Here is a 25,167-nt window from a genome sequence, read left to right as displayed (position 1 = left end):
GGGGCATATAGTGCCCGAAGCGCGGTTTGGCTAGCGCGATGCGCAGCCCAATTGCGCGGCGTCTATCGCGGTTGCTGCACCTTGCAGGCTATAGCGGTTTGTGAAGAGCCTGCCTCGAGCGTCAGTCCCGCGTACGGTCATGCGGGTAGCAGAACGCATTGCAGCTAATACCGCAGCGTCCTGCGACTGATCGCGCGTCCAGGCATCGCCGCCGCCACCGCGTAGCGCCCAGGATTTCCTGCCGATGATGAGCGTAACGCGCGAGTTCTGCCTTATCTGGCGGGACAACCGAAAATGCAGCTGGTTGCGCACGCCTTCAGCTGGCCAGGTCCCGACGCTCGCATAGGGCTCATAATCGCGATATTTCTCGCTCTCGAGCACCGGCGCGTTGGCTTTCGCAATCGCGTAGCATCGCGGTGTTTCAGGATCGCGGAACGCGGCCCAATTCCCAAACACGCCGAGGTCTTGCTTGGCGGCGAGGGGCAGGGCCGTCGCAGCGGTCACAAGGGCCAAGGCTATCGCAGATTTACGCATAGCTGATCGCAACCACTTCCCATTCCTTTTCGCCGCTTGGCAATCTCACTGTTCGCACATCACCGACTTCCGCTCCGCGCAGCGCCCGTGCCATCGGAGAGCTCCACCCGATCAGGCCTTTGCCCGCATCCTGCTCATCATCACCGACGAGGACCACAGTGCGCTCATTATCGTCTTCGTCGGCCAGCGTCACTGTTGCGCCAAAGAATATGCGCGATTTATCAGGCTGCTCAGCGGGATTGACGACGCGAAGCTTCTTCATCCGCTTGGAAAGATGGGCCAGTTCGCGGTCAATTCCGCGCATGCGCTTGCGGCCATAGAGATAGTCGCCATTCTCGCTACGGTCCCCGTTGCCCGCAGCCCAGCTGACGATTTCGACAATCTCCGGACGCTCTTTGCCGAACAAATGGTCATAGCGCGCCTTCAGCGCGGCCATGCCTTCGGCCGTGATCGGAGGACCATCCAAGTTCGCCATTATAGCGCAATCCTATCAGCGAATTACCTGCGCAGAAAGGTATCGATGGTGCGAGGCGTGCCCGCTTTCTCGGGATACATGTGACTGTAGGTCACAGCGTTTCCGAGCACGCGCATAACGTAATATCGCGTCTCGAAATTTGCCGGGATTTTCTCGATCCACTCGACCCAATCGATGTCATCCCTGCGTGGATCACCATTCAGGCGGATCCACTGCCGCACACGCCCCGGGCCTGCATTGTAAGATGCAATCGCGAGCGGATATGCGCCGCCATAAAGGTCCATCCGGCGGGCGAAATGCGCGTCACCGAGCCGGATATTGTACTGCGGATCTTCCGTCAGGCTCGCGCTCATATACTGAATGCCGAGAATGCCGGCCTCCTCGCGAGCTGTGCTGCGAAGGAGCTGCATCATCCCGATCGCATTGGCGTGGCTACGGCGATTGCGATCGAATTCGCTTTCCTGCCGCGCGATGGCGTGGACCATCGTCCAGTCGGTCCCGGGCGGAGTATCGACCGTGGGAAAGCCGAGCCGCTCAAAACTCTCCAGCTGATGCTCGCCTGAGACCATGCCAGCGACAACTTCGAATTCCTTGAGGCCAGTTTCAGCTGCGAGCTGCGCCACGAGTGTCATCTCTTCCGGTGTGTCAGCTGTATCAGCGATGGCTTCAAAAAAGCGCCGCTCGGTCTGCCAAGCACGGCGATCTTTCGCCATGGCGCGCAGGGCTTTGACATCGGAGCGCGCGTTGAACTCGGCGCGCATTTCCGGCGACACAGTCACTTGCGGCAAGTCTGCAAAAGCAGGCATCGGCTTGCCCATCTCGAACAGAGCGAGTTGGCCATAATAGTATTGCGGGAAGTCGGCAGCTTGCTCGAAATACTCTATCGCCTTGGCTTCGAAGCCAGCCTGACGTGCTGCCCGTCCTGCCCAGAAGAAGCCTTTGGACCGGGTCAGCGGAGTCTTGGCGCCTAGTCCATATCGGTAGAAGAGCGGCGAAGCTTTCGCGCCATCTTTCATCTCCCAGAGGGCCTTGGTCCCGCCAAGCCACATCAGATCGGTGTAACGATCGCGGAGTGTAAATGACCCGCTCGAAACATCGAAGCCGGGTGCGAACAGATCATCGACGTTGCTCGCGATCCGAACTGCAGAGCTTGCGCTTGCAGCCTTTGCCACGCGCAGCATCTCGCCGACCATGTCTTCCGGATCGAGCACTGGCTCATTAAAAGGAGAGCGGTTGGCAAGCAGGTTCACCGCTGCAGGCACTTGGCCGGATGTGCGGTAATAGCGCGACAAATTGTAGACATAGCCAGGATCGGCCCAAGCGCCTTCAGGTACGGTCAGTCCCGCAGATGAAGGCGTTTTTCCTTCGATAAGAGCGAGACGCGCCATAAACATGTTGCGCTTCTCAGGAGACACATAGGCGATTTGGCGGTTTGCCGCTTCCTGTTGGCCTTGCCACAGCAACGCGTCCATCCGGGCGTCATGGTCAGCGCTAGAGAGTTGGCTTCCATAAGATCCAAAAAGATAGGCTTCTGATGGACCGCTCATCTCGCCGCCACGCCAGGCGTCGCGCGCTACGTCTACCGCTTCGGATCGCTGGAGCGCTGCTAGGGCGAGGGCATATCGAGCTTTGGCAGGATTGGTAAGCGGAGGATGGCGGTCAAAGTAACCGACCAGCTCTTCCGAAGACGGACTATCATTGTCGAGTGCATTTTCCGCACGCAGACGGATAATATTCGAGCGCGGGAACTCCGGATATTTGAGTGCAAATCCAGCATAGGCATCAAAACCCATTTCCGTGTTACGCGGCTCGGTCAGGAATTCCCAGCGCGCGATCGCTTGCGTAATTCCGCTCGGCTGTTTCGCTACGAGGCTGCCGCGAGCCTGCTCGGACAATGACGGCGAATGCGCAGTTGCAGGCAGGGTAAACGCAAGCAAACTGGCGCCGCATGCTCCGATAATGAGGAGTGATGCTGCGTTGCGCAGCTTTGAATTTTTCGGATCGCCTAGCGAACGGAAGATGCTGTCCATGCTGGACATATTAGTCAGATTCTCCTTATCAGCGCGTGAATAAAGTGAACGGTGCGCTCAACTGTTCCACAATTACGCTCAATTTCGGGCAAAACTAAGGAAACTCGCGATGTTTAGCGGTTCGATCCCTGCTTTGGTCACTCCATTCAGCGCCGGCAAGTTCGACGAAGCGGCTTTCCGCAAATTGGTGGACTGGCAGATCGAGCAAGGCAGTGCTGCATTGGTCCCATGCGGCACAACTGGGGAAGCTTCAACGCTTTCCAATGCCGAGCATCATCGCGTCATCGAAGTGTGTATCGAACAAGCCGCAGGCAGGGTCCCGGTAATCGCCGGATGCGGCTCAAACGATACGCAGAACGCCTTGCTGCATATGAATTTCTCAAAGAAAGCTGGAGCAGCTGCAGGGCTGTGTGTTGCGCCTTATTACAACCGCCCGAGCCAGGCAGGCTTGATGGCGCATTTCAGCTATCTGGCTGAGCATTCGGACTTGCCGATAGTCCTCTACAACGTGCCGAGCCGGACCGTGACCGATATCGAAGATGATACAGTCGTTGCGCTCGTCAAGAAGCATCCGGACCGGATCATCGCGATCAAGGACGCAAGCGGAGACCTGTCGCGTGTTGCTGATCACCGGATGGGTATCGGCCGGGATTTCTGTCAGCTTTCCGGGAATGACGAGCTATGGCTTCCGCACTCCGCAGCAGGCGGGAAGGGAGCGATCTCCGTAACAGCCAATGTGGCTCCGGCTTTGTGCGCAGAGTTTCATGCGGCAATCGCAGCGAATGATTTGAAGAAAGCGCGTGAACTCAACGACCGACTGTTTCCCTTGCACTACGCCATGTTCTCCGATGCTAGTCCCGCGCCCGTCAAATACGCTCTGAGCAGAGTGTGTGATTATATCGGACCTGAAGTGCGCTTGCCGCTGGTCAGCGCAAGCGAGGAAGCACGCCGTCAAGTGGATGAAGCGCTGGAGCATGCCGGCTTGATCTGACCAAGTCTTCATACTTTCAATTCGTGAGCGCAGTGCCTAGATGCAACCGCATCATGGCACGCCCCAAACCTTCGACCTTTGATAAGACTAAAACCGTTGCGGAAAATCGCCGCGCGCGGTTCGACTATGCCATCGAAGACAAGTTTGAAGCGGGGCTCGCTTTGCAAGGCACCGAAGTGAAAGCCCTGAGAGCGGGTGAAGCCACGATTGCTGAAAGCTATGCCGAAGTGAAGGACGGCGAGGTCTGGCTGATCAACGCCAACATTCCTGAATACAGCCACGGGAACCGTCAGAATCACGAGCCGAGGCGTCCACGAAAATTGTTGCTTCATACCCGCGAGATCAATCGCCTTCTCGGTGCTGTTGAGCGTAAGGGCATGACGCTTATTCCTATGTCGATTTATTTCAACAAGACGGGAAGAGCGAAGGTGGAGCTAGCGCTGGCAAAGGGCAAGCAAGCTCACGACAAACGTCAGTCGATCAAAGAGCGCGACTGGAAGCGCGATAAGGCGCGGCTCATGCGCGAGAAGGGTTGAAGCACAAGCGTCTTCGACTGAGCGCGATTTTGTTCGAATTCCTCAGTTTGATTCACCGCTCGGTCATGCCCATGTGTTAGGTCTGACGAAGACGGTGGTCATTTCACCGAAAATCGATCCATTCAACTCATCTCGGCCCTTGCGAAAACGATGGCGGGAGAGCAAGGCCTGAGCCGCGTAACGACTTAAGTGTAATGACAAAGAAGCGATCAAAGACATGGGCAGCGGACACAATCCGCAAATATATGCCCTCGCGCGAAGAGATGGCGCGAAACAAGTATCTCGCGCCGATCGCGCATCGTTTTTTGTCGCCTGAGTTATGGCGCTTCACGCGTCGCTCTGTACCGCGCGGGGTTGCCCTTGGGCTTTTCGCAGCTTTCATCGTCCCGATCGGGCAGATTTTCCTCGCTGCCTTTCTTGCCCTTCCTGCGCGCGCCAATATGCCGCTCGCAGCGCTTGTGACGTTTGTTACTAATCCGTTCACTTTGCCTGGCTGGGTGGTTGTTGCGAAGAACGTGGGTGAGCTTACGCTCAACATCGACGAGACGATGGGCGCGGGCGCGGCCGGTCAATTGGCTGAGGATAGCGGTTGGCTTGCCACATTCTTCGAGCTTGCCGGTGTGACAGCATTCGGCTTCGTCGTGCTAGCTGTCGTTTCCGCTGCATGCGGTTATGTGATTTCAAGCGCGGTATGGCGGGTAATGGTCGCTCGCAAGAGAGCTAGCGAGCTGCGCAAAATGGAAGCGCGGCTCGATGAGAGGCTCGATGAGCAAATGGGGGCAAGCAACTCGTGAGCATCGCTTACAGCGATAGCGATACTGGATCACGGTTGATGATTGCAGGCTTGGGCCTTGCTTTCATTCTCAGTCTTGGCGCTCTTTGGACAGTGAGCGAGAACATCGTTCTCCTCCTGTCATTCGGAGCGGGCCTCGTCATTCTGAGCCTTGTTGCATTTGCGCTGGAGCGGATGCGGAACATCCCGGCACTAGATGTTGAAGCAAGCGCTGACTGGTCTGTTACCCTTGCTGCGATGGAACTGCCTGGCATTGCTATTGCGATTACAGACAGAGCCAACCGCCTGGTTTGCGCCAATACCGCCTATGTCGAAGCGTTCGGCGCAGCACTTGCGCCTACGGGATTGTCGCAAGGCCGAGAGGCAAGCGAAGCACTCATGCGGCTAGCCCGGGAAGCGCGGCGTGACGGCAAGGCTGAAGCAGACCAACTTCAGCTTGATTCTGGAACCGCGCAATCATCAGGTGAGCAAGTCTGGAATGTGGTGTCCGAGCGCGTGGGGCAAGCAGAAGAATATCTGCTGTGGAGGCTCAAGCCTGTAGTGACGGCGCTGGCAGCTGAGTTGATCCAGTATGATGTTGCAGGGCCATTTGGTGCGATGTTGTCTCGCGCTGGTATCGAGGCTGCTGTGACGTCTCCTGATGGCCTGGTGCGTAATGTCAGTGCCGGATTTGCTGAGCGCGCAGCTGGAGACGCGAATGCGACGCTTGCAGGCCAGGACTTTGTGTCTTTCCTTCGCTCAGATGACCGGGATCGCATATTCTTTGCTCGTGAAGGTCAGTCAGGCACACCGCAAACATTGATCCATGTGCCGCTGGAAACACCCGCCGGCGAAAACTCAACGAGCCCTGATCAGGGGCAATCGCTGATGCTTCTGGTCGATACCGGGGTTGGAATTGGCGGCAGCTGGGACGGAGGGTCGCAGGCAGGTGTTGCTCAGCTCGAAGCATTGCTTAGTCAATTGCCGCTTGGCCTCGCAATGACGGACCGTGATGGTCGCTTTCTGTTTGGCAACACGGCATTCCTGCGGTCGATCGATCGCGAGAATCGCGGCATGCCGCCATTCCCGACAGATATTGTGGTACGCGAAGATAAGGCCGCTTTGTCAGATGCTGTGCGCAGGCACGGACGCGGCCCGGCGACAAGCGGGAATATGGCAGTGCGTCTCGCCAGCCGTCCGGACGAGCCGGTTTCCTTGGGTCTCGCGGGTGTACGCGGCTTGGGTGAAGCCGCGGTGCTGCTCATTCTTGCTGATTCAAGCGAGGAGACGCAGCTCAAGCGGCAGGTCGCTCAAGCAACCAAAATGCAAGCGGTGGGACAACTTGCCGGCGGTGTTGCGCACGATTTCAATAATGTGCTGACGGCCATAATCGGAACGTGCGACTTGATGCTGCTTCGCCATACGCCGGGCGATAGTGACTATGATGATATTCAGCAGGTCAAGAATAACTCCAACCGCGCTGCCGCCCTCACACGGCAATTGCTCGCGTTCTCGCGCCAGCAGACTTTGCGGCCAGAGATTATCCAATTGCCGGATGTGGTCAGCGAAGTTGGCCCGCTCATCAAGCGTCTCATCGGCGAGAAGATCGCTTACGATGTAAAGCATGACCGCGACCTTGGTGCGGTTCGGGCTGACCCTCAGCAGCTGGAGCAGGTCATCATGAACCTGGCGGTCAATGCTCGCGATGCCATTCAGTCGCGCGGAAACGGGGAAGGGCGGATCGCACTTTCAACACATCGTGTCCGCGCCGGTGAAGTCGAACAAATGGGCTCGGAAATCCTGCCGACTGCCGATTACACCATGCTTGTCGTCGAGGATGATGGCGGAGGCATACCGCCTCAGGCACTGTCGAAACTTTTTGAGCCATTCTTTACCACCAAAGAGCAAGGCAAGGGCACGGGGCTCGGCCTTTCGACTGTCTACGGCATCGTCAAGCAGTCCGGCGGCTTTATCTTTGTGACAAATACCGAAGATGATGCAGGCCGAGTGAAGGGTGCGCGCTTCACGCTTTATTTCCCGGTGAACAAGGGAGAGCGACCCGCCGCCAAGGAGCCGGTTCGCAAAGAGAAGACCCGCGAATGGTCGGGTGGCGGCAAAATACTGTTGGTTGAAGATGAGGATATGGTCCGCGCAGTCGCAGAACGCGCGCTCGCACGCTCTGGCTATACTGTAACCGCTTGCGCTGATGGGGAGCTTGGCCTTGCTGAAATCCAGAAGGGTGGCGCGTTTGATCTGATTGTCAGCGATGTCGTGATGCCGGGGATGGACGGACCTGCCATGGCCCGGGCAATCCGTGAGATTCAGCCAGATATCCCGGTATTGTTCATGTCAGGCTATGCCGAAGAACAGCTGCGCAAAGACATCGACATCCCCAACATGCACTTCATGCCGAAGCCCTTCAGTGTCCAGCAAATCGGCGACAAAGTCGCTGAAGTCATGCGCGAATCTGCCGCCTTGGAGTGACATCCGCAGCTGGGGATCAACTTCGGAACTGAGGTTTCAACCCCATCCCATTCATCCTTGATACACGGTATTCCGTCGCATTATGATCGCGATTGGGATTTGAAGGAGGGGTTTGGACATGGCTCAACGCACGCGTCGCTTTGCACGAAATACTGCAGTTTTTGCATTGGTAGCGGCGGCATTGCCCGCTCTGGCGCAATCGTCGAGCGAAGAGACCGCTCAAGGCGATCTTGCAGTTACGATCTACAATAATGATCAGGCTCTTGTTCAAGATGTGCGGCAGCTCAACATCCCGCGCGGTCGCAGCAAGATCGAATTTCCCGATGTCTCCGCCCGTATTCGTCCAGAAACGCTCAGCTTCAACGCTGCCGGGGCCGGAATCATTGAACAGAACTTCGATTTCGACCTGCTCACTCCTGCCAAGATGATGGAAAAGGCTATCGGCCAGACCGTCACTCTGGTGCGGACTAATCCCGCGACAGGCCGCGAGACGACCGAGCGTGCCAAGGTTCTCTCCACAGCGGGCGGCGTTGTTGTACAGATCGGCAACCGGATTGAAGTGCTGCGCGACGATGGCTTGCCTGTGCGTGTCGTATTCGACCGCGTGCCACCGAACTTGCGCGCTAGGCCGACTTTGTCTGTGAATGTCGACGCGACCCGTGGCGGAGTTCGTCCTGCTTCCATCCGGTATCTGACCACTGGCCTGCGCTGGAATGCAGACTATGTCGCGCTTTTTGATGAAGCAACGAACACGATCGACATGCAAGGATGGGTGACGCTGACCAATAACACCGGCACGACTTTCCATAGAGCCGATACCCTATTGGTCGCAGGAAATCCCGGGCAAGGTCGCCGCAACAACAACCGCAATATGGTTCGACCTGGAACACAGAGCGCTGATCGTGAGCGTTTGGGCGATTACTATCTCTATCCGATCTCTGAGCGAACAACCATTGCCAACGCTCAGACTAAGCAGGTCAGTTTTCTTGATGTCCAAGGCGTGCCAGCGCGCAAGGTCTATAGTCGCAATGTGGGCTGGCTCACGAGCGACGGTGCGCCAGTGAATGTCTCAAGCGACATTTCATTCACGAGTTCAAGTGATGGCGGGCTTGGTGATGCTCTGCCTGCCGGCACAGTCAGGTTCTATCAACGCGACCAGCGCGGCAGTCCGCAGTTTATCGGCGAAAACCGGATCGGCCACACGCCGATGGGGAGCACGCTTTCGCTGACAACGGGCGAAGCTTTCGATGTGCTTGTGCAGGCAGAGGTCGAACGACGCGATCGGATGAGCGAAGGAGAATGGGAAGCTACTTCTCGCTTCCGTGTAGTCGAGGATGACGGGCGCACTCGGACATACACTCGCGAAGAGAGGCCGACCTATTACCGCACTACAATGCGCTACACTTTCACCAATGCGAAGAGCTCTGCGGTTGAAGTGGTGCTGTCGCAAAATGGTTTGGACCGTGGCTGGTGGACCCGCGACTTCCGCGTAACAAGCGAGGACGTGGAAGGCGTGCAGGTAAACGCCAACACGAGGCGCCATACAGTTAGTGTGCCCGCCAATGGTGAGCGGATTGTCCGTGTAACATACGCCACACGTTATTAAAGGCGGGGAAGGGCGATGACCCGCTTTCTCTTATTGTTCGATATGCTTGCCGCCGCTTTGTTGAATGCAACGGCAACCGTTCATGCGCGCGAAGTTGTGGACGCCTCTCCGCCGATCAACACAGCCGTCACGGTCTATCGTGATCCTTCGCGCGACCAATATCAGTCCATGAACCTCGATTTGCCGCAAGGCTTCGCGATGATCAGCGAAACGCGCCGGGTAACGCTACCCGCCGGTGTCTCTACGATCCGCTTTACGGGCGTTGCAGAGGGTATGGTAGCAGTCTCTGCCATCGTGACGGGGCTGCCAGGCGGTACGATCGAAAAGAACCGCAATGCCGAGTTGTTGTCTCCTGCAGCGCTGGTGAACGGTATGCTGGGTAACAGGATTACTGTCACTCGAACGACGCCCGGTACGGGCGAAGAAGTGAGCGAGAACGGCATTGTGCGCACGCGCGCAGATGGTGGGCTCGTGCTTCAGACCTCTCAAGGTTACGAGGCGGTGCGCTGCGCAGGGTTGCCTGAGCGGCTGACTTTTCCTGCTGTTCCGGACGGGCTTTCGGCTCAGCCTGTCTTCACAATCGATACACGCGATCAGAATGGCGGGACTTACGACATCACACTCAGCTATCTCGCTTGGGGCTTCGACTGGCAGGCACATTATGTTGCGACACTGATTGAAGGTGGAACGAGCGATAATTTGCGTTTCAATCTCCTGTCTTGGCTCACTTTGCTCAATGACAACGGGCAGACCTTCGCCGATGCTGAGCTGATGGCGGTCGCAGGCACGCTCAATGTGGAAAGCGATTTTCAAGGTCTGGCTGAACCTCCGCGTGCGGAGCCTTTGCGCCTGACATGTTATCCGATTGGAAGCACGGCAGCGGGCTCGCCGCTTCCAGGGCGCTATGATGAGTATGATGGCGTTGCTCCAGCACCAATGGCAGCCTTGGGGGAGCAACGCATCATGGTGACAGCTTCGCGTAGAAAGTCGAATGCGATGGAATCTATGGCGGACGTGGCGATGGTTGCAAGTGAGGAAGCGCTTGGCGATCTGAAGCTCTATCGTGTGCCAGAGCCTGTGAGTGTGAATGCGCAAGGCTTGAAACAGGTCGCATTCCTCAACAAGCAGGATGTGAAAGGCGAGATACTCTATCAGTTTTTCTGCGACCCTTGGGGGCGGCGCATTGAAGGCGACTTTGCGGAAGCTGGGATCGTTCTGAAAACGAAGAACGACGAGAAGCATGGTCTTGGTATTGCAATGCCGATGGGCGGTATCACGGTCTTTGAGCCGAGCGCATCTGGTGAACTGCTGGTCGGTGAAGAACGTTTGCGCGATTATGCTGTTGGGCAAGATATAGAGATCGAAATCGGGCCGAGCGCGCAGGTGCAGGGACAGTGCGGACGCATGAGCGAGTTTAGTCCATCGCAAGATGGCGAGCGGCCATGGGTCACCGTGAAGGCAAACCTCTCCAATGCCAATCCTCACAAGGTTTCTGTGCGACTTGATCTGGGCGTTTTTGCTGATTGGGAAGTAAAGGGCTTGCGCAAAGCACGGTTAAAAGACGGCAACCGAGTGGTCGAAGTTAGCATTCCCCGCAATGGAACGCGCGAAATTTCGTTCCAAATGCGCCTTGCTGAAGGCTAGAGAGAAGAAAAACGTAGTATATTCAATGCTTTGAATGGAACCTCGGAAATTTTCGTTCTACTCTTGTTCTTTGAGAACAAATCAGATACATAATCTCCAACACAATGCCTGGAAGGGGCGGTCGATAAGTCTTCGGCAGCACTAGGCAAGAGAAGGAGGTCATGCGATGTCGACGAGTCTCAAGCTGGTAGAAAAGGAAGGTTCCGTGGACCGTCAGAAGGCGCTCGACGCTGCGCTCGCTCAGATCGACAGAGCATTTGGCAAAGGCTCGGCAATGAAGCTGGGCTCGAAAGAAGCAATGAATGTTGAAGCGATCTCGACCGGATCGCTCGGCCTCGACATTGCATTGGGCATTGGTGGCCTGCCCAAAGGCCGCGTTATCGAAGTTTACGGGCCGGAAAGCTCAGGCAAAACAACGCTCGCTTTGCACGTTATCGCAGAGGCGCAGAAGGCAGGCGGCACGGCTGCTTTCGTTGATGCCGAGCATGCGCTTGATCCGGTCTATGCAAAGAAGCTCGGCGTAGACATTGACGAGCTGATCGTCTCACAGCCTGACACAGGCGAGCAGGCGCTCGAGATCACCGACACTCTGGTTCGTTCGAACGCCATCGATGTGCTGGTCGTCGACTCAGTGGCAGCCTTGGTGCCGCGCGCTGAAATTGAGGGTGAAATGGGTGATGCGCATGTCGGTCTGCAGGCGCGCTTGATGTCGCAGTCGCTGCGCAAGCTTACCGGTTCGATCAACCGCTCAAAGTGCATGGTGATCTTTATCAACCAGCTGCGCATGAAGATCGGTGTGATGTACGGCAATCCCGAGACGACAACGGGCGGTAACGCGCTCAAGTTCTACGCTTCTGTTCGCTTGGACATCCGCCGCACGGGTCAGATCAAAGATCGCGATGAAGTTATCGGTAACTCAACCCGTGTGAAGGTGGTGAAGAACAAGGTTGCACCGCCTTTCAAGCAAGTCGAATTCGACATCATGTATGGTGAAGGCATCTCCAAAATTGGTGAGATCCTCGATCTGGGCGTGAAGGCAGGCCTGGTCGAGAAGTCAGGCAGCTGGTTCTCCTACGACTCGATCCGGATCGGACAGGGCCGCGAGAATGCCAAGACCTACATGAAGGAAAACCCGGAAGTTTGCGCCAAGTTGGAAGCTGCTATTCGCGGCCGCACCGACGAGGTTGCCGAGGAGATGATGACAGGCCCTGACGCGGAGGACTGATCTCACTTCTCAAGCGAAGCTGCAGATCCAAGCGGGATCGTGAAATAGCAGCTTCGGATTGATGGATAGCCGGCGTAGCGCTCCCTCCAGGTGCCGCGCCGGCTTTTCCGTATGTGGGGGATAATGAATGATTGCGCTGTCGATACGGTTCGGCCGCGCAATGGCTCAAAGAGCGTCGCTTCAGGCTGGACCTCATGGAAAAGCGTGGTTCGATTGCACTGATCCAAAGAAAACACCGTCAGAGCAGGTTCAAAGTAGCGAGATTGGACATCTGTGACTTGTCGCATGAGACCGGATTGCTTAACTGCGCTGCATGATTTCAACCAATGACATTCGTCGGTCATTCCTGGACTATTTCGCAAGCACGGATCATGCGGTCGTGCCTAGCGCGCCGCTTGTGCCGTATAACGATCCGACCTTGATGTTCGTCAATGCGGGCATGGTTCCCTTCAAGAACAGCTTTACCGGGCTCGAAGCACCGCCAGCGCCGCGTGCCAGTTCTTCGCAGAAATGCGTTCGGGCAGGGGGCAAGCATAACGACTTGGACAATGTTGGCTACACAGCGCGCCATCACACTTTCTTCGAGATGCTCGGCAATTTTTCGTTCGGCGATTATTTCAAGGAACAGGCGATCCAGCATGCTTGGACTCTCCTGACAAAGGAATGGGGCATCGCTGCCGATAAGCTTACTGCAACCGTCTATCACACTGATGACGAGGCATTTGACTTGTGGCGCAAGATTTCCGGACTGCCTGAAGAGCGCATCATCCGGATCGCGACCAATGACAATTTTTGGTCCATGGGCGACACCGGTCCATGCGGTCCGTGTTCTGAAATTTTTTTTGATCATGGCGATCATATATTCGGCGGCCCTCCGGGAAGTCCCGATGAAGACGGTGACCGCTTTGTCGAAATCTGGAATCTTGTCTTCATGCAATTCGATCAGGATGCGGATGGCCAGCGGACGGCCTTGCCATCTCCTTCGATCGATACGGGCATGGGGTTGGAGCGCATCGCTGCTGTCATGCAGGGCGTACATGACAATTACGACACAGACACATTCAAAGCGCTGACTGCAGCGTCCGAGGGCCTCACTTCGACTAAGGCTGAAGGCGAACAGACCGCAAGCCATCGTGTCATCGCGGATCACTTGCGTTCGACTAGTTTCCTGCTTGCCGACGGCGTGCTGCCTTCTAACGAAGGCCGCGGCTATGTTCTGCGCCGCATCATGCGGCGGGCCATGCGGCATGCGCATCTTCTTGGCGCGCGCGAGCCGCTAATGCACCGTCTGGTTCCAGCGCTGGTCGCTGAGATGGGCCAAGCCTATCCGGAACTTACTCGCGCTCAGGCATTGATCGAGGACGTTCTGGAACGCGAAGAAACACAGTTCCGCCGGACGCTGTCCAAAGGTTTGCGGTTGCTCGATGAGGCTACCGGCGAAATGTCGGAAGGGGGCGAGCTCGACGGTGAAACGGCGTTCAAGCTCTATGACACCTATGGCTTTCCATACGATCTCACGGAAGACGCTCTCCGCGCCCGCGGGATGGGCGTCGATAAGGACGGCTTTGACGCTGCAATGGAGCGCCAGAAAGAGGCTGCAAGAGCCGCGTGGAAAGGCTCTGGCGAATCGGCATCAAGCGGAGTCTGGTTCGATATTGCGGAACGCGATGGCTCGACCGAGTTCACCGGCTACACGTCTACGTCCGGCGAAGGCCGGGTTGTTGCATTAGTGCGCGATGGCGCTGAAGTCGCATCGGCAAGCGAAGGCGACGAGGTGCTAGTCCTCACGAACCAGACACCGTTTTACGGTGAAAGCGGCGGGCAGACAGGGGATCGCGGTTATTTGAGCACCCCTGGCGGTCTGCGCGCAGAAATTAGCGATACCAGCAAACCGCTCGGACGCTTGCACGTTCACTCGGCAAAAATCCTTGAAGGGTCTCTTTCGACTGGCGACGTTGTTCATCTCGAAGTCGATGCGGATCGGCGCGATCGCATTCGTGCCAACCACTCTGCCACGCATCTTGTGCATGCGGCATTACGTAACCGCTTGGGTGAGCATGTGACCCAGAAGGGCTCGCTGGTTGCAGATGACCGTCTGCGGTTTGACTTCTCGCACCCCAAACCGCTTGAGCCAGAAGACATCGCCGCGATTGAAGCGGAAGTGAATGCCGAAATCCGTGCGAATGATCCCGTTGGGACAAGCCTGATGAGCCCTGACGATGCTGTCGAGGCCGGAGCGCTTGCACTTTTCGGCGAGAAGTATGGCGATGAGGTTCGCGTGCTTTCCATGGGCCGCAAGGGTTCGGAAGGACGAAACTACTCCGTCGAGCTGTGCGGCGGCACGCATGTGAAAGCGACCGGCGATATCGGCGTATTCCGCATTGTTTCGGAAGGGGCTGTCAGTTCTGGCGTTCGTCGGATTGAGGCTCTGACGGGCGAAGCGGCACGACAATGGCTCGTTGAGCGTGAAGATGCGCTCAAATCGGCCGCGAGCGTTATTCGTGCCGCTCCGGAAGAAGTGCCGGAGCGGATCGAAGCGCTGATGGCAGAGCGTAAGCGTCTTGAGAAAGAACTGGCAGAGGCTAAGAAAGCCCTTGCCATGGGCGGCGGTGGAAGCAGTGAAGCGACTGCTGACGAAGAAATTGCTGGAGTGAAATTCAGCGGACAGGTTCTCGATGGCCTCAGCCCGAAAGACCTCCGTCCGCTGCTCGATGATGCCAAAAAGCGTCTTGGCTCAGGTATTGCGGCCGCGGTTGCGGTCAATGATGGCAAAGCGGCCTTTGCGGTAGCAGTCACAGACGATTTGACTGACCGTTTCGACGCGGTTTCGCTGGTTCGCGCAGGCGTTGAAGCTCTCGGGGGGAAGGGCGGAGGCGGTCGGCCGGACATGGCGCAAGGTGGCGGGCCCAATGGCAATGACGCTGAAGCGGCAATTGCTGCCGTCAGAGAGGCTTTGGAAGCAGTTTCAGCCTAGCAAACGAAGTTTGACTGCGTCCTTACGCTTCGCTGGTGCTGGTGCGCAGTTTTGGTCGGTGACTAAGCTTGCCCTCGCGTTCAAGCTGGACACGAAACTCGTCACGCTTCTCATGGATCGATGCGATGACAGGTCCCATCGCAACGCCGATATCGACCAAAACTGCTTCGGAAAGTTGGAGTGAGCTTTCCAGAGTTTCCGGTACTGCGTGGCTCGCACCTGATCGATAAAGCAAGGCCGCGTGCTCTGTGTCGCGCGCACGTGCCACGATCAGCAGGTCTGGATGCTCCTTGCGAAGTTTTGCAACGAGGCGCTGCGCCAACACCGGTTCGTCCATGGTCAGCACGATGGCTGGCGCTGTCTCAATGCTGAGCCGTGATAAAGCGTCTCCTCTCGCCGCGTCACCAAAGACCGCCCGATAGCCATCCCGCTTGGCGGACGCGATCAAGTCCGGGTCCGAATCGATCGCGACATAGGGTTGGCCGTGAGCTTCCATCATGTCACCGATAAGCCTGCCGACGCGCCCGATACCGATAATGATAGTGCGAGGCTGGTTGTGATCTTCTTCAGGCAGCTCAGCGACGGGTTCAATGCGGCGCGCGACCACCTGACCAAGCTTCGCCAAAAGCGGGGTAATGGTTAGGCCGATGGCGGTCACGATCTGCCAGAATTGTGCGGTGCCGGGTTGGATCAGCATGGCTGAACTTGCCGCAGCCAGAACTATCAACGTGGTCTCGCTAGGGCTCGCCATAAGGACGCCGGTCTCAGCAGCAGTGCTGCGACGGGCTCCCATCAGCCGCAAAAGCACGCCTGTTACAAGCGCCTTAAAAACCAAGACGCCGACAACAGCGAACAAGATAGTTCCGAGATTGCGCCAAATCGTTGTGAGATCAATGCTCATCCCGACGGTAATCAGGAAGATGCCGAGAGCGAGGCCTTTGAAAGGCTCCATGATGCTTTCGACTTCGCTGTGGTACTCGGTTTCCGCGATGAGCAAGCCCGCGATCAGAGCGCCAACAATCGGCGAGAGTCCGGTCGCAGCGGTTGCGAGACTTGCTCCGATCACCACGAGCAGGGAGGCTGACAAGAACAGCTCAGGACTTTTCGTGCGTGCGGCCTGAGCGAACAAGCGCGGTAGCGCGAAACGCCCGATGATGAGCAAAGCGGCGACAACCAGCCCGCCTTGCCACAATATCTCGAACATGCCCTCCCAGCCTTCGCTTGCTGCGGCAGGACCCATCGCGCCGAGGATGAAAACGATCGGCACAATCATGATGTCCTCGAACAGCAGCATGGAAAGCGCCGCCCGACCCACAGGTGTGGACGTCCCTGAAATCGGCAAGACGATGGCTGTTGAAGAGAAGGCGAGCGCAAACCCCAAGGCCAGTGCGCCTGTCCAGTATTGTCCCATCATCGACAGGACAATCGCGAGCGAGGAGCCAATGATGAGCAATTCCATCGCGCCAAGACCGAAGACCAGGCGGCGTAACTGCCATAACCGATTGAAAGACAACTCCAATCCTATGGCAAACAACAGCAATATGATCCCAAACTCGGCAAAGGGCCCAAGCCCTTCGGGATCCGATATTGTGACGTGTTCCAGCCACGGCACTTCGTAGACCAGCGTACCCAGACCATATGGGCCAACAGCGATGCCAATCAGAATGAAACCGATTATCGGAGTGATCCGGAAACGCGTAAAGACTGGAATAACGATGCCCGCCGCGCCGAGTATCACCAGCGCGTCCGACATCATGGGAGAAAGAGTGAGTTCACCGGCCACAAACAGTGCCTAGCGTGCGCAGCACGCTGTGTCAGTCATAATGTCTGGCTGAGTGAGAGGGTTCTACCCGCCTCCGACAGTCGAGCGTCCCAGTGGCTCTGCGCGAGGCTTGGTTTTGCCGGTATGGCTTGCCGCATCATCCCACTCAATTCGGTAAAGGTCAAAGCGCCGATCGGCCAAGTTACGAACAGTGCCTTCCGCCCGGGCCCAGCTCAAGTCAGCCAGATTGATGTCGCTAATCGTGAGCGTTTCGACATTCTCGCTCGCTTCAGCAGCCACACCGTCACGCGCAAACGGAAAGTCGCACGGCGTCAAAATGCAGCTCTGCGCGTATTGGATGTCCATATTGGCAACATTCGGAAGGTTTCCGACATTGCCTGAAAGCACCATGAAGCACTGGTTTTCGATCGCGCGCGCCTGAGCGCAATAGCGGACGCGCAGATATCCCTGTCGGCTATCGGTACAGAAGGGCACAAAGATGATCCTAGCCCCTTCGTCCGCCAGCTTGCGGCTCAATTCGGGAAACTCGCTATCATAGCAAATCTGCACGCCGATCGGTCCGCAATCTGTCTGAATTACGTCGATCGCATCGCCGCCTTTAATGTTCCACCAATAGCGTTCGTTCGGGGTAGGGTGGATCTTCTCTTGTTCGTGCACAGAACCGTCACGCAGGCAGACATAAGCGATGTTGTGAATGTCCCCGTCATCCATCCGCGTCGGGTGTGAGCCGGCGATGACGTTGATGTTGTAGCGCAGCGCGAATTCGGAAATATCGGCGCGGATGCGTGGTGTGTATTCGCTGAGGCGTTCGATGGCTTCGAGCGGCGAGAGCTCCTTCTCTTCAAAGCTCAGCAGCATGAGCGTGAAAAGCTCGGGAAAGACTATGAAGTCCGCTTCATAATCGCTTGCAACATCGACGAAATATTCGATTGCGCCGAGGAATTCGTCATAGTCCTTTACAGCGCGCGCCTGCAGCTGGCAGGTCGCAACGCGGACGGACTCAACGCCGCGAGGCAGACGTTTTTTCACCGGCTGATCGCGATCCACGTAAGGGTTGCGCCACACCATCATGACAGCATGCCCGCCGGAGCGTTTGTCCTCGGGCAGGTAGTTGACCAATATCCGTTCAGGCTCGAACCCGTTTGCAAGCTGGAAACGCAGGACCGGGTCATGGATTTTGCCCGCCAGTACAAGGTCGAGATATTCTTGAGGCGTCTCCGCACGATTGGTCTTTCGACGCTTGGCGCGCGTGAAGCCTGGCATCCGGCCACCGAAAACAATCCCTGTCAGGTCGCGCTCTTCAGCTAGCGCGCGCCGTTCTTCGTAAAGTCTGCGCCCGATTCTAACGCCGCGCACCTTGGGATCGACGCACATCTCATAGCCGTAGAGCCAGTCGCCCGTGGGATCGTGGCGGCTACCGTATCCATTGCCGGAAATCTCGTCCCAGTCATGCTCTGCAAACACAACGGGCTCCGGCAACTGCATCGAGGCGCAGTAGCCCACGATTTTCTCGTCAAGCAGCGCAACAAAGCAACCTTGCGGGAAGTTGTTGATCTGCCCCCGAATTTCGCTTTGCTTGTAAGCTGGCAGGTCGTCATAAGCGCGTTCAACAAGCGCAGCGATGCCGCGTACGTCTTTGATTTGCGCTTGACGGACAACCAGCCGCGCCTTGCCAAGCTTCTCGCCAGACTTTCGCGCGGATGGTCGTTTTGCCACTGGTGTTAGGACCAGCTCTGCATTTCCGTTTCGAGGTTATTCACGATTGCCTCGAAAAACTGCTCGGTCGTTAGCCAGTTCTGGTTAGGTCCGATCAGCAACGCCAAATCCTTCGTCATCTGGCCTTTCTCAACGGTCTCGATGCAAACCCGCTCGAGCGTTTCTGCAAAACGCACCACTTCAGGCGTATCGTCGAATTTACCGCGATACATCAGGCCGCGCGTCCAAGCGAAGATTGATGCGATCGGGTTGGTCGAGGTTGCCTTGCCTTGCTGGTGCTGGCGATAGTGACGAGTGACAGTCCCGTGAGCGGCCTCTGCTTCGACACAGTCGCCCGATGGGGTCATAAGAACCGAAGTCATAAGACCTAGCGAGCCGAAGCCCTGTGCAACGGTGTCCGACTGAACGTCGCCGTCGTAGTTCTTACAAGCCCAGACAAACTTACCGTTCCACTTCATGGCCGCTGCGACCATGTCGTCGATCAGACGGTGCTCGTAGTGGATGCCAGCTTCTTCGAACTTTTCCTTGAACTCGTTTTCGAACACCTCTTCGAACAGGTCCTTGAAGCGCCCGTCATAGGCTTTCAAGATGGTGTTTTTGGTGGAGAGATAGACTGGCCATTTGCGGTCGAGACCATAGTTCATCGATGCACGTGCGAAATCGCGGATAGAGTCGTCCAGATTGTACATCGCCATCGCAACGCCAGAGCTCTGGAACTCAAACACATCCAGGTCGATATTCTGGCCATCAGCCCCTTCGAAAACCAAGCGGAGCTTACCGGCACCGGGGATCAGAGTGTCGGTCGCGCGGTACTGGTCGCCGAATGCGTGACGGCCAACAACGATCGGATCGGTCCAGCCTGGGACCAGGCGAGGGACATTGTCGATGACGATTGGCTCACGGAAAACCACACCGCCAAGGATGTTGCGGATCGTGCCGTTTGGCGAGCGCCACATCTTCTTCAGACCAAATTCTTCTACGCGGGCTTCATCAGGCGTGATCGTCGCGCACTTTACGCCAACACCAAATTCCTTGATCGCGTTGGCTGCATCAATGGTGATCTGGTCGTCGGTCTCGTCGCGCTTCTCGATCGACAGGTCGTAATACTTCAGATCGATATCGAGATAGGGCAGGATCAAACGCTCACGGATCCACTGCCAAATGATCTTTGTCATCTCGTCGCCATCGAGTTCGACGACGGGGTTCTTCACCTGAATTTTTTGCATGTCTGCCCTATAAATCTGTGCTGTTTTCGACCGTATGAGTAAACTCTTGGCGCGGCTTTAGCAGAGGTGCGCGCAGGCGCAAGCGACCGTATGGTGGTAGGCAGTCCATCATGGCCAAAAACGAAAAAACCCGCCGGGTCTGGCGGGCTTTCCGTTGAGTTTCGATGGTGGGCGTAGAGAGAGTTGAACTCCCGACCCCTGCGATGTCAACACAGTGCTCTACCACTGAGCTATACGCCCAATCCATCGAACTGGCTGCCATGTTTCAGACAGCGGACGCGGCCTTTAGCCAAGCAATCGGTGAGGTGCAAGCGATTCGCGGGTTATTCGGCTTTGTTGAGCTGAAACGCGCGTTAGCCGACGGTCGAAACACCGTGCTGGTCAGCAAAAACACGCTCCACCTCTAATACGAGATCGCGCAGATGGAAGGGCTTTGACAAGACCTTTGCGTGCGGTTGCTCACGGCTTGCGCGCAGCGAAACCGCTGCAAAACCTGTGATAAACATCACTTTGGTTTGCGGGCTGACTTCAGCGCATTTCTGTGCCAGTTCAATCCCGTCCATTTCCGGCATGACAATATCGGAGAGCAGCAAGTCGAAGTGCTCTGCTTCCAGCAATGGAGCTGCGGCGGTGCCTCGGTCGACAGCGACGACTTCATAGCCGGCATTAACCAATGCGCGCTCCAAATAGGTGCGCATTGCTTCTTCATCCTCTGCAAGAAGGATCCGGGGCGTTTGATTCTCTGCCATGTCCGGCTCGATACCGTTAATGGATTAAGAAATCCTCCTCGGATATCAATGCGACCTACTTTGACACAGAGGACAAGTCGCGGCAGCACTGGACCATGGCTAATCAGGACAATTCTGGAGGCGATTCGAGCGATAAGCTTCAGGCTGCAAGGGGTTGGCCCGCGGCTGAGTGCAGCGATCCGTTTACCCTGTTTCCCCCGACAGGTGAGGAAATCCCTGTCCTTATCGCCGTGCCGCACGCCGGAAGAGCGTATTCGGCTGAGTTGTTAGCACAGATGCGAGCGCCAGAGCTGGTGATGAACCGCTTGGAAGACCGCTATGTGGATGAAATCGCATACGAAGCTGTTCATGATCTCGGTGCGAGCCTGCTGGTTGCCAATGCGCCGCGCGCTATGCTTGATTTGAATCGCTCTCGCGATGATGTCGATTGGTCGATGGTGAAGGGTGCGAGACAGCGTCCTGCGCGCCATTCGCTAGCCAATCGTAGAGCGCGTAGCGGTTTGGGGCTTATTCCGCGCCGACTGCCTGGCCACGGGGAAATCTGGCGTACACCCTTGTCAAATGACGAGCTTGAGCATCGGATTGATGCGATACATCGCCCGTATCACCAGGCACTTGGCAAAGAGCTCGCCCGAATTCGTGATCGTTGGGGCGCAGCACTGCTGATTGACTTGCATTCAATGCCTCCGTTGCGATCCAATTCGGGCACTGAGCGGGGTGCAGAATTCGTTATCGGCGACCGTTTCGGGGCATCTTGCGATTCGGCATTGGTGGCCGCAGGACAGAACTTCCTCGAAGGGCGGGGCCGTGTTGTTACGCATAACAGACCCTATTCCGGCGGATATGTCCTCAATGCACATGGTATGCCGAGGCAGGCGATCCACGCATTGCAGCTGGAAGTGTGTCGTTCGATTTATCTGGATTGGGACCTCAATTTGCCGACTGATCGCGTAAAAGGCGTCGCGCATCTTGTTTCTGAGTTTGCTCGGCTTCTAGGCCGAGAGGTCGCACAGCTCGGGAGTAGCGGATTTTTCGCTCAAGCTGCGGAATAGTCTGAGATTTAGTCCTTAAGCCTTTGAAACTCATAAAAAACCACCCCGTGCAATATGCACGAGGTGGCCAAGGTTCAGGGAGGATATGCGCTCAAAGAGCGCATAATCCGGGCAGACTATGAGGGAAGTCGCGCCCGAATACTTGTAAGATAATCAGCCAGCGAGGGGCATTCAAGCCCCTTCGCCAGCCTCAATATCTTTTAAAGAGCTCAGTTCGCCGACGCGTTTGCGTTTTGTGTGGCTGCATCCGGCTTCGGCATCTTGCCTTGCTGGACCTGGCGACCGAACACGGAACGCATCAGATTGAGCGAGAAGAGGTGTGCATGGATAAGTACCAGCATGCCATTTTTGTGCAGCTCGAGGATCTGGTCGTCGGGCAGTGCCGCGAGCTTCTTCTCGTCAACCATTCGGAAGCCGCGATAAATGAAAGGCTTATCCTTATCATCATTTTGCGTAATGGCGATCTCACCGTCCATCAGCAGTTCGCGCTTCTCAAGCTCTTCCATGAAAGCCTTGGTGCGCTGACCGGCTTGCTCGAACTTCTCGCAGAAATCGAGCACGCCCTTGGTGTATTCGCTTGGTTGGCCTTCGCTATCAAACAATTCCTGACCGTCTTTGAAATCGCCAACGACTTCCGAAGCCGGATCAAAGCAAAGTGACATGTCTTCGCTGTCTTGGCGCAGGCGAGCGAGGATAAACGGATAACGGCGAGCATAGGCAGGAATGTAGACCTGCTCGATGAATTTCCCTTCGTCATCAATGAAGACATTCACGCCTTCGTTCATGCCCATCATCGCGATCGGCAGCGGGTTTTCGCCCGCAGTGAAGACGATCGGATAACTACGCTGAGCATCGACGAATTCGTCGATCGTGACGGGTACTGCGTGGGTTTCCGCAATAAAGGCGGCGCTATCAAAGGTCTTGCACTTCCACGATTTGTGGTCGCGGCTGTTAAGCGGAAGCAAGTCTTTGTAGAAAAGTGGCAAGTTCATCTGCGGCGCGCTGGCCATGAATTCTCTCCGATTTAGGTGAGCCTGAGTGGCTGAAAATGTGAGCGGCCGCGTTTGTGCGCTGCCTCCCGACCAAAAGTCGCAGGCGCTTTAAGCGTTCATGCTGCGCTAGGCAAGCCATCGCTGTCTACAGCGACTAGCTTTCCTGGGTTGAGTAGCCCTCGTGGGTCGAGCGCTTTCTTCACACTCCGCATGAGATGCAGCGCAACCGGATCATTCAAGCGCGACAGTTCGTCGATTTTCATTTGCCCAATCCCATGCTCTGCGCTGATTGAGCCGCCCCATTGGGTTGTCAGATCGTAGACGAACGAGCTGATGATCTTGCCCTCATTGCGCTCCCATTCACCGCGTACCGCATCTGAAGGAGCGAGGACATGAAAGTGGATGTTTCCGTCCCCAAGGTGGCCGAATGAGACCGCCCGTGTTCCCGGGAAGCGGTCCTCCACTTGCGGACCTGCCGCTTCAATGAAGTCCGGCATTTTCGCCACCGGCACAGAGATGTCGTGCTGCACGGCGGGCGCAATCTCTTTCTCTGCTGGCGCGACGGAATCGCGCAGCAACCAGAAGTCCTCTGCCTGACGTTCATTGGTCGCCAGAACTGCGTCTTCAATGGACTCGGCCTCGAGTTCATCCGCTAGTAGCGTCTCCAATCGCTCACGAGTGGATTGTGCCGCGTCATTGGACACTACGAGCTCGATAAGCGCATGCCAGGCGTGTTCACCTTCCAGCGGACTGCGAGCATCCGGCAAGTGATGCAAAACGCTTGCGAGGCAATGTGTAGGCATGACTTCAAAGCCCTCGAGCTCTTCTGCGAACTTGTTCTCAAGTCTTACGAGCAAAGCCCTTGCGGCATGAATAGAAGGAACGCCGACCCAGGCCACCACTCTTTGATCGATCGCAGGCAAGAGCTGCAAGGTTGCTCCTGTCACAACGCCTAATGTCCCTTCGGAGCCGATCAAGAGCTGTTTCAAGTCAAAGCCGCGATTGTCTTTTTTGAGCGTGGTAAGCGCATCGAAAACCTGCCCGTCGGCCAGAACTGCTTCGATCCCGAGCACTTGCGCGCGCATTGTCCCATGGCGCAGCACTTGCGTGCCGCCGGCATTCGTCGCGATGAGGCCGCCTATTGTCGCTGAGCCTTTCCCGCCCAGAGTCAGGGGAAAACGCAATCCTTTCTCCTCGACGATTTCGTGCAAGGTTTGAAGAACAAGCCCGGCGTCGACGACAATCTGCTTCGCTTCCACGTTAAAGTCGCGCACCGTGTTCATACGCCTGAGAGACAGCAAGACCGATGTGCCGCCTTCATCTGGAGTAGCACCGCCAACCATGCCGCTATTCCCGCCTTGTGGAACTATGGGAACGCCATGTTCACCGCACAGCTTTACAAACGCAGCGACCTCTTGGGTGTGAACAGGGGAGGCCAGCCCCAGAGCCTTGCCCGTAAACCTGCCGCGCCAATCGGTCAGCCAAGGCTCCAGCAAATCCGGATCGCTAATGAAACCGCGTTCGCCCAGGATCTCACGCGCCTGGCTTACAAATTGAGGAATTGTTGTCATGGCTTAGCTCTATGCCATCAGCACGGCTTTGGTTCCATATCCTGGTTGAAAACGGAGAGTTATGAGATGGGTGGTGATTTGAATACGCCCTGAAAGGCGATTTTCCGCAGTTTGATTAAGCCATCATTCAATTCAGCGCGCTAAGAGAGCTGCATAACTTGGCAACGAGTGCATGAAGGCACCTGCCAATGAGGGGTTGGATGAAAACGCGCTTTGTCTTGTCAGGTCTGGTTGCGCTCGCTCTGCCAGTGGTTGCAGCGAATGCGCCTGTGCCTACCACGATGGCATCGCAAGACGCGCTCGATGCGCCAGCACACCTTGACCCCAATTACAGGCCGCTGGCGCAGTCAGATGCGCTGAGCGATGAAAGCGAACGGCTCGAAGCGCTATATTCGGCGCCTGTCCATCGACAGGTTCGGATTGAACGGCGGGTGGTGATCCGCATCTCGCCGGCGGCCCGCGCACCGCGCAGTAATCTTATGGCGGAGCAATCCCAGCCGGTACAAAGGCAGCGCTACGAAGAGCGCAAGATGGACGATTGCGTTGAAGTGGAAGGCATCGCTGGTGTGCGTCCGGGAAGCGGCAACCGGCTAGTGCTCTATCTGGAAGACCAGCGCATGATCAGCGCGCATTTGGACAAGTCCTGCCGCGCGCGCGACTTCTATTCAGGCTTTTATATCGAGCGTAACGAAGACGGGATGTTGTGCGTCGCGCGCGATATGCTTCAGTCGCGCTCTGGTGCGAGTTGTGAACTCACCCGAATGCGCGAGCTGGTCCCGGTCCAGATCTGACTGCGGTGATCCGCGC

General features: G+C 56.6%; 19 protein-coding genes and 1 tRNA gene. 10 read left to right on the top strand and 10 right to left on the bottom strand.

Annotation, left to right across the window (positions count from 1 at the left end; genetic code table 11):
* Window positions 1–30: 30 nt before the first annotated feature.
* The 3 genes from HUO12_RS04205 to HUO12_RS04195 are packed head-to-tail and all read right to left on the bottom strand — an operon-like array spanning window position 31 to window position 3,048.
* Window positions 31–534 carry a hypothetical protein gene (locus tag HUO12_RS04205; RefSeq protein WP_176272409.1) on the bottom strand — a complete coding sequence of 168 codons (504 nt, stop codon included), beginning with the start codon at window positions 532–534 and terminating at the stop codon, window positions 31–33.
* A complete protein-coding gene (greB, locus tag HUO12_RS04200; protein WP_176272408.1) occupies window positions 527–1,009 on the bottom strand; it encodes a transcription elongation factor GreB in 483 nt (160 codons plus the stop codon). Before greB ends, HUO12_RS04205 begins: the two co-directional genes overlap by 8 nt.
* Window positions 1,010–1,032: 23 nt before the next feature.
* The gene (locus HUO12_RS04195; RefSeq protein ID WP_232367304.1) at window positions 1,033–3,048 is read right to left on the bottom strand and encodes a lytic transglycosylase domain-containing protein; all 2,016 of its coding nucleotides are present in this window, start codon (window positions 3,046–3,048) and stop codon (window positions 1,033–1,035) included.
* A 100-nt stretch (window positions 3,049–3,148) separates the two neighbouring features.
* On the opposite strand from HUO12_RS04195, the gene dapA reads away from it, so the two are divergent.
* The 8 genes from dapA (at window position 3,149) to alaS (ending at window position 15,271) form a co-directional block, all read left to right on the top strand.
* Window positions 3,149–4,030 (top strand): 4-hydroxy-tetrahydrodipicolinate synthase, encoded by an 882-nt coding sequence (gene dapA, locus HUO12_RS04190; RefSeq protein WP_176272407.1) that lies wholly within the window; start codon window positions 3,149–3,151, stop codon window positions 4,028–4,030.
* Between the two features lie 53 nt (window positions 4,031–4,083).
* Window positions 4,084–4,566: an SsrA-binding protein SmpB gene (smpB, locus tag HUO12_RS04185; RefSeq protein ID WP_176272406.1), complete on the top strand. Its 483-nt coding sequence runs from the start codon at window positions 4,084–4,086 to the stop codon at window positions 4,564–4,566.
* 194 nt (window positions 4,567–4,760) lie between these two features.
* Entirely contained in the window at window positions 4,761–5,360 is a 600-nt protein-coding gene (locus HUO12_RS04180) for a DUF2062 domain-containing protein (RefSeq protein WP_232367303.1), read from the top strand.
* A 38-nt stretch (window positions 5,361–5,398) separates the two neighbouring features.
* A complete protein-coding gene (locus tag HUO12_RS04175; RefSeq protein ID WP_176274280.1) occupies window positions 5,399–7,822 on the top strand; it encodes a hybrid sensor histidine kinase/response regulator in 2,424 nt (807 codons plus the stop codon).
* A 118-nt stretch (window positions 7,823–7,940) separates the two neighbouring features.
* Window positions 7,941–9,428, top strand: a complete 1,488-nt coding sequence (locus tag HUO12_RS04170; RefSeq protein WP_176272405.1) for a DUF4139 domain-containing protein — start codon at window positions 7,941–7,943, stop codon at window positions 9,426–9,428.
* Between the two features lie 15 nt (window positions 9,429–9,443).
* On the top strand, window positions 9,444–11,072 hold the full coding sequence (locus tag HUO12_RS04165) for a DUF4139 domain-containing protein (protein WP_176272404.1): 1,629 nt from the start codon (window positions 9,444–9,446) through the stop codon (window positions 11,070–11,072).
* 166 nt (window positions 11,073–11,238) lie between these two features.
* On the top strand, window positions 11,239–12,297 hold the full coding sequence (recA, locus tag HUO12_RS04160; protein WP_176272403.1) for a recombinase RecA: 1,059 nt from the start codon (window positions 11,239–11,241) through the stop codon (window positions 12,295–12,297).
* 313 nt (window positions 12,298–12,610) lie between these two features.
* Entirely contained in the window at window positions 12,611–15,271 is a 2,661-nt protein-coding gene (gene alaS / locus HUO12_RS04155; RefSeq protein ID WP_176272402.1) for an alanine--tRNA ligase, read from the top strand.
* Window positions 15,272–15,293: 22 nt separating this feature from the next.
* On the opposite strand, the gene HUO12_RS04150 is transcribed toward alaS, so the two are convergent.
* From HUO12_RS04150 to cpdR, 5 genes are all read right to left on the bottom strand, one after another.
* Window positions 15,294–17,054, bottom strand: a complete 1,761-nt coding sequence (locus tag HUO12_RS04150; protein ID WP_176272401.1) for a cation:proton antiporter domain-containing protein — start codon at window positions 17,052–17,054, stop codon at window positions 15,294–15,296.
* Window positions 17,055–17,117: 63 nt separating this feature from the next.
* A complete protein-coding gene (locus HUO12_RS04145) occupies window positions 17,118–18,770 on the bottom strand; it encodes a GNAT family N-acetyltransferase (RefSeq protein WP_176272400.1) in 1,653 nt (550 codons plus the stop codon).
* 5 nt (window positions 18,771–18,775) lie between these two features.
* A complete protein-coding gene (locus tag HUO12_RS04140) occupies window positions 18,776–19,996 on the bottom strand; it encodes an NADP-dependent isocitrate dehydrogenase (RefSeq protein ID WP_176272399.1) in 1,221 nt (406 codons plus the stop codon).
* 165 nt (window positions 19,997–20,161) lie between these two features.
* Window positions 20,162–20,236 (bottom strand) — tRNA-Val (locus HUO12_RS04135).
* Between the two features lie 113 nt (window positions 20,237–20,349).
* Complete coding sequence (gene cpdR, locus HUO12_RS04130; RefSeq protein WP_176272398.1) at window positions 20,350–20,745, bottom strand: cell cycle two-component system response regulator CpdR; 396 nt, start codon at window positions 20,743–20,745, stop codon at window positions 20,350–20,352.
* Between the two features lie 95 nt (window positions 20,746–20,840).
* Here cpdR and HUO12_RS04125 point away from each other — a divergent pair, with 95 nt between their 5' ends.
* Entirely contained in the window at window positions 20,841–21,797 is a 957-nt protein-coding gene (locus HUO12_RS04125) for an N-formylglutamate amidohydrolase (RefSeq protein WP_176272397.1), read from the top strand.
* A gap of 209 nt (window positions 21,798–22,006) precedes the next feature.
* Here the strand turns inward: HUO12_RS04125 and HUO12_RS04120 are convergent, their stop codons facing one another.
* Window positions 22,007–22,807 carry a SapC family protein gene (locus tag HUO12_RS04120; protein WP_176272396.1) on the bottom strand — a complete coding sequence of 267 codons (801 nt, stop codon included), beginning with the start codon at window positions 22,805–22,807 and terminating at the stop codon, window positions 22,007–22,009.
* Between the two features lie 98 nt (window positions 22,808–22,905).
* On the bottom strand, window positions 22,906–24,360 hold the full coding sequence (locus tag HUO12_RS04115; RefSeq protein ID WP_176272395.1) for an FAD-binding oxidoreductase: 1,455 nt from the start codon (window positions 24,358–24,360) through the stop codon (window positions 22,906–22,908).
* Window positions 24,361–24,560: 200 nt separating this feature from the next.
* Here HUO12_RS04115 and HUO12_RS04110 point away from each other — a divergent pair, with 200 nt between their 5' ends.
* Complete coding sequence (locus tag HUO12_RS04110) at window positions 24,561–25,151, top strand: hypothetical protein (RefSeq protein WP_176272394.1); 591 nt, start codon at window positions 24,561–24,563, stop codon at window positions 25,149–25,151.
* Window positions 25,152–25,167: the final 16 nt, after the last annotated feature.

Origin of the sequence: Altererythrobacter lutimaris (assembly GCF_013371495.1) — a bacterium.
In the GTDB taxonomy this organism is placed as follows: domain Bacteria; phylum Pseudomonadota; class Alphaproteobacteria; order Sphingomonadales; family Sphingomonadaceae; genus Erythrobacter; species Erythrobacter lutimaris_A.
This window is presented reverse-complemented; position numbering and strand designations above follow the sequence as displayed.

Bases quoted from the DNA above. Each gene is read 5' to 3' on its own strand.
- HUO12_RS04205 (WP_176272409.1), bottom strand. From the start codon at position 534: ATGCGTAAATCTGCGATAGCCTTGGCCCTTGTGACCGCTGCGACGGCC.
- greB (WP_176272408.1), bottom strand. From the start codon at position 1,009: ATGGCGAACTTGGATGGTCCTCCGATCACGGCCGAAGGCATGGCCGCG.
- HUO12_RS04195 (WP_232367304.1), bottom strand. From the start codon at position 3,048: ATGTCCAGCATGGACAGCATCTTCCGTTCGCTAGGCGATCCGAAAAAT.
- dapA (WP_176272407.1), top strand. From the start codon at position 3,149: ATGTTTAGCGGTTCGATCCCTGCTTTGGTCACTCCATTCAGCGCCGGC.
- smpB (WP_176272406.1), top strand. From the start codon at position 4,084: ATGGCACGCCCCAAACCTTCGACCTTTGATAAGACTAAAACCGTTGCG.
- HUO12_RS04180 (WP_232367303.1), top strand. From the start codon at position 4,761: ATGACAAAGAAGCGATCAAAGACATGGGCAGCGGACACAATCCGCAAA.
- HUO12_RS04175 (WP_176274280.1), top strand. From the start codon at position 5,399: ATGATTGCAGGCTTGGGCCTTGCTTTCATTCTCAGTCTTGGCGCTCTT.
- HUO12_RS04170 (WP_176272405.1), top strand. From the start codon at position 7,941: ATGGCTCAACGCACGCGTCGCTTTGCACGAAATACTGCAGTTTTTGCA.
- HUO12_RS04165 (WP_176272404.1), top strand. From the start codon at position 9,444: ATGACCCGCTTTCTCTTATTGTTCGATATGCTTGCCGCCGCTTTGTTG.
- recA (WP_176272403.1), top strand. From the start codon at position 11,239: ATGTCGACGAGTCTCAAGCTGGTAGAAAAGGAAGGTTCCGTGGACCGT.
- alaS (WP_176272402.1), top strand. From the start codon at position 12,611: ATGATTTCAACCAATGACATTCGTCGGTCATTCCTGGACTATTTCGCA.
- HUO12_RS04140 (WP_176272399.1), bottom strand. From the start codon at position 19,996: ATGCAAAAAATTCAGGTGAAGAACCCCGTCGTCGAACTCGATGGCGAC.
- cpdR (WP_176272398.1), bottom strand. From the start codon at position 20,745: ATGGCAGAGAATCAAACGCCCCGGATCCTTCTTGCAGAGGATGAAGAA.
- HUO12_RS04125 (WP_176272397.1), top strand. From the start codon at position 20,841: ATGGCTAATCAGGACAATTCTGGAGGCGATTCGAGCGATAAGCTTCAG.
- HUO12_RS04120 (WP_176272396.1), bottom strand. From the start codon at position 22,807: ATGGCCAGCGCGCCGCAGATGAACTTGCCACTTTTCTACAAAGACTTG.
- HUO12_RS04115 (WP_176272395.1), bottom strand. From the start codon at position 24,360: ATGACAACAATTCCTCAATTTGTAAGCCAGGCGCGTGAGATCCTGGGC.
- HUO12_RS04110 (WP_176272394.1), top strand. From the start codon at position 24,561: ATGAAAACGCGCTTTGTCTTGTCAGGTCTGGTTGCGCTCGCTCTGCCA.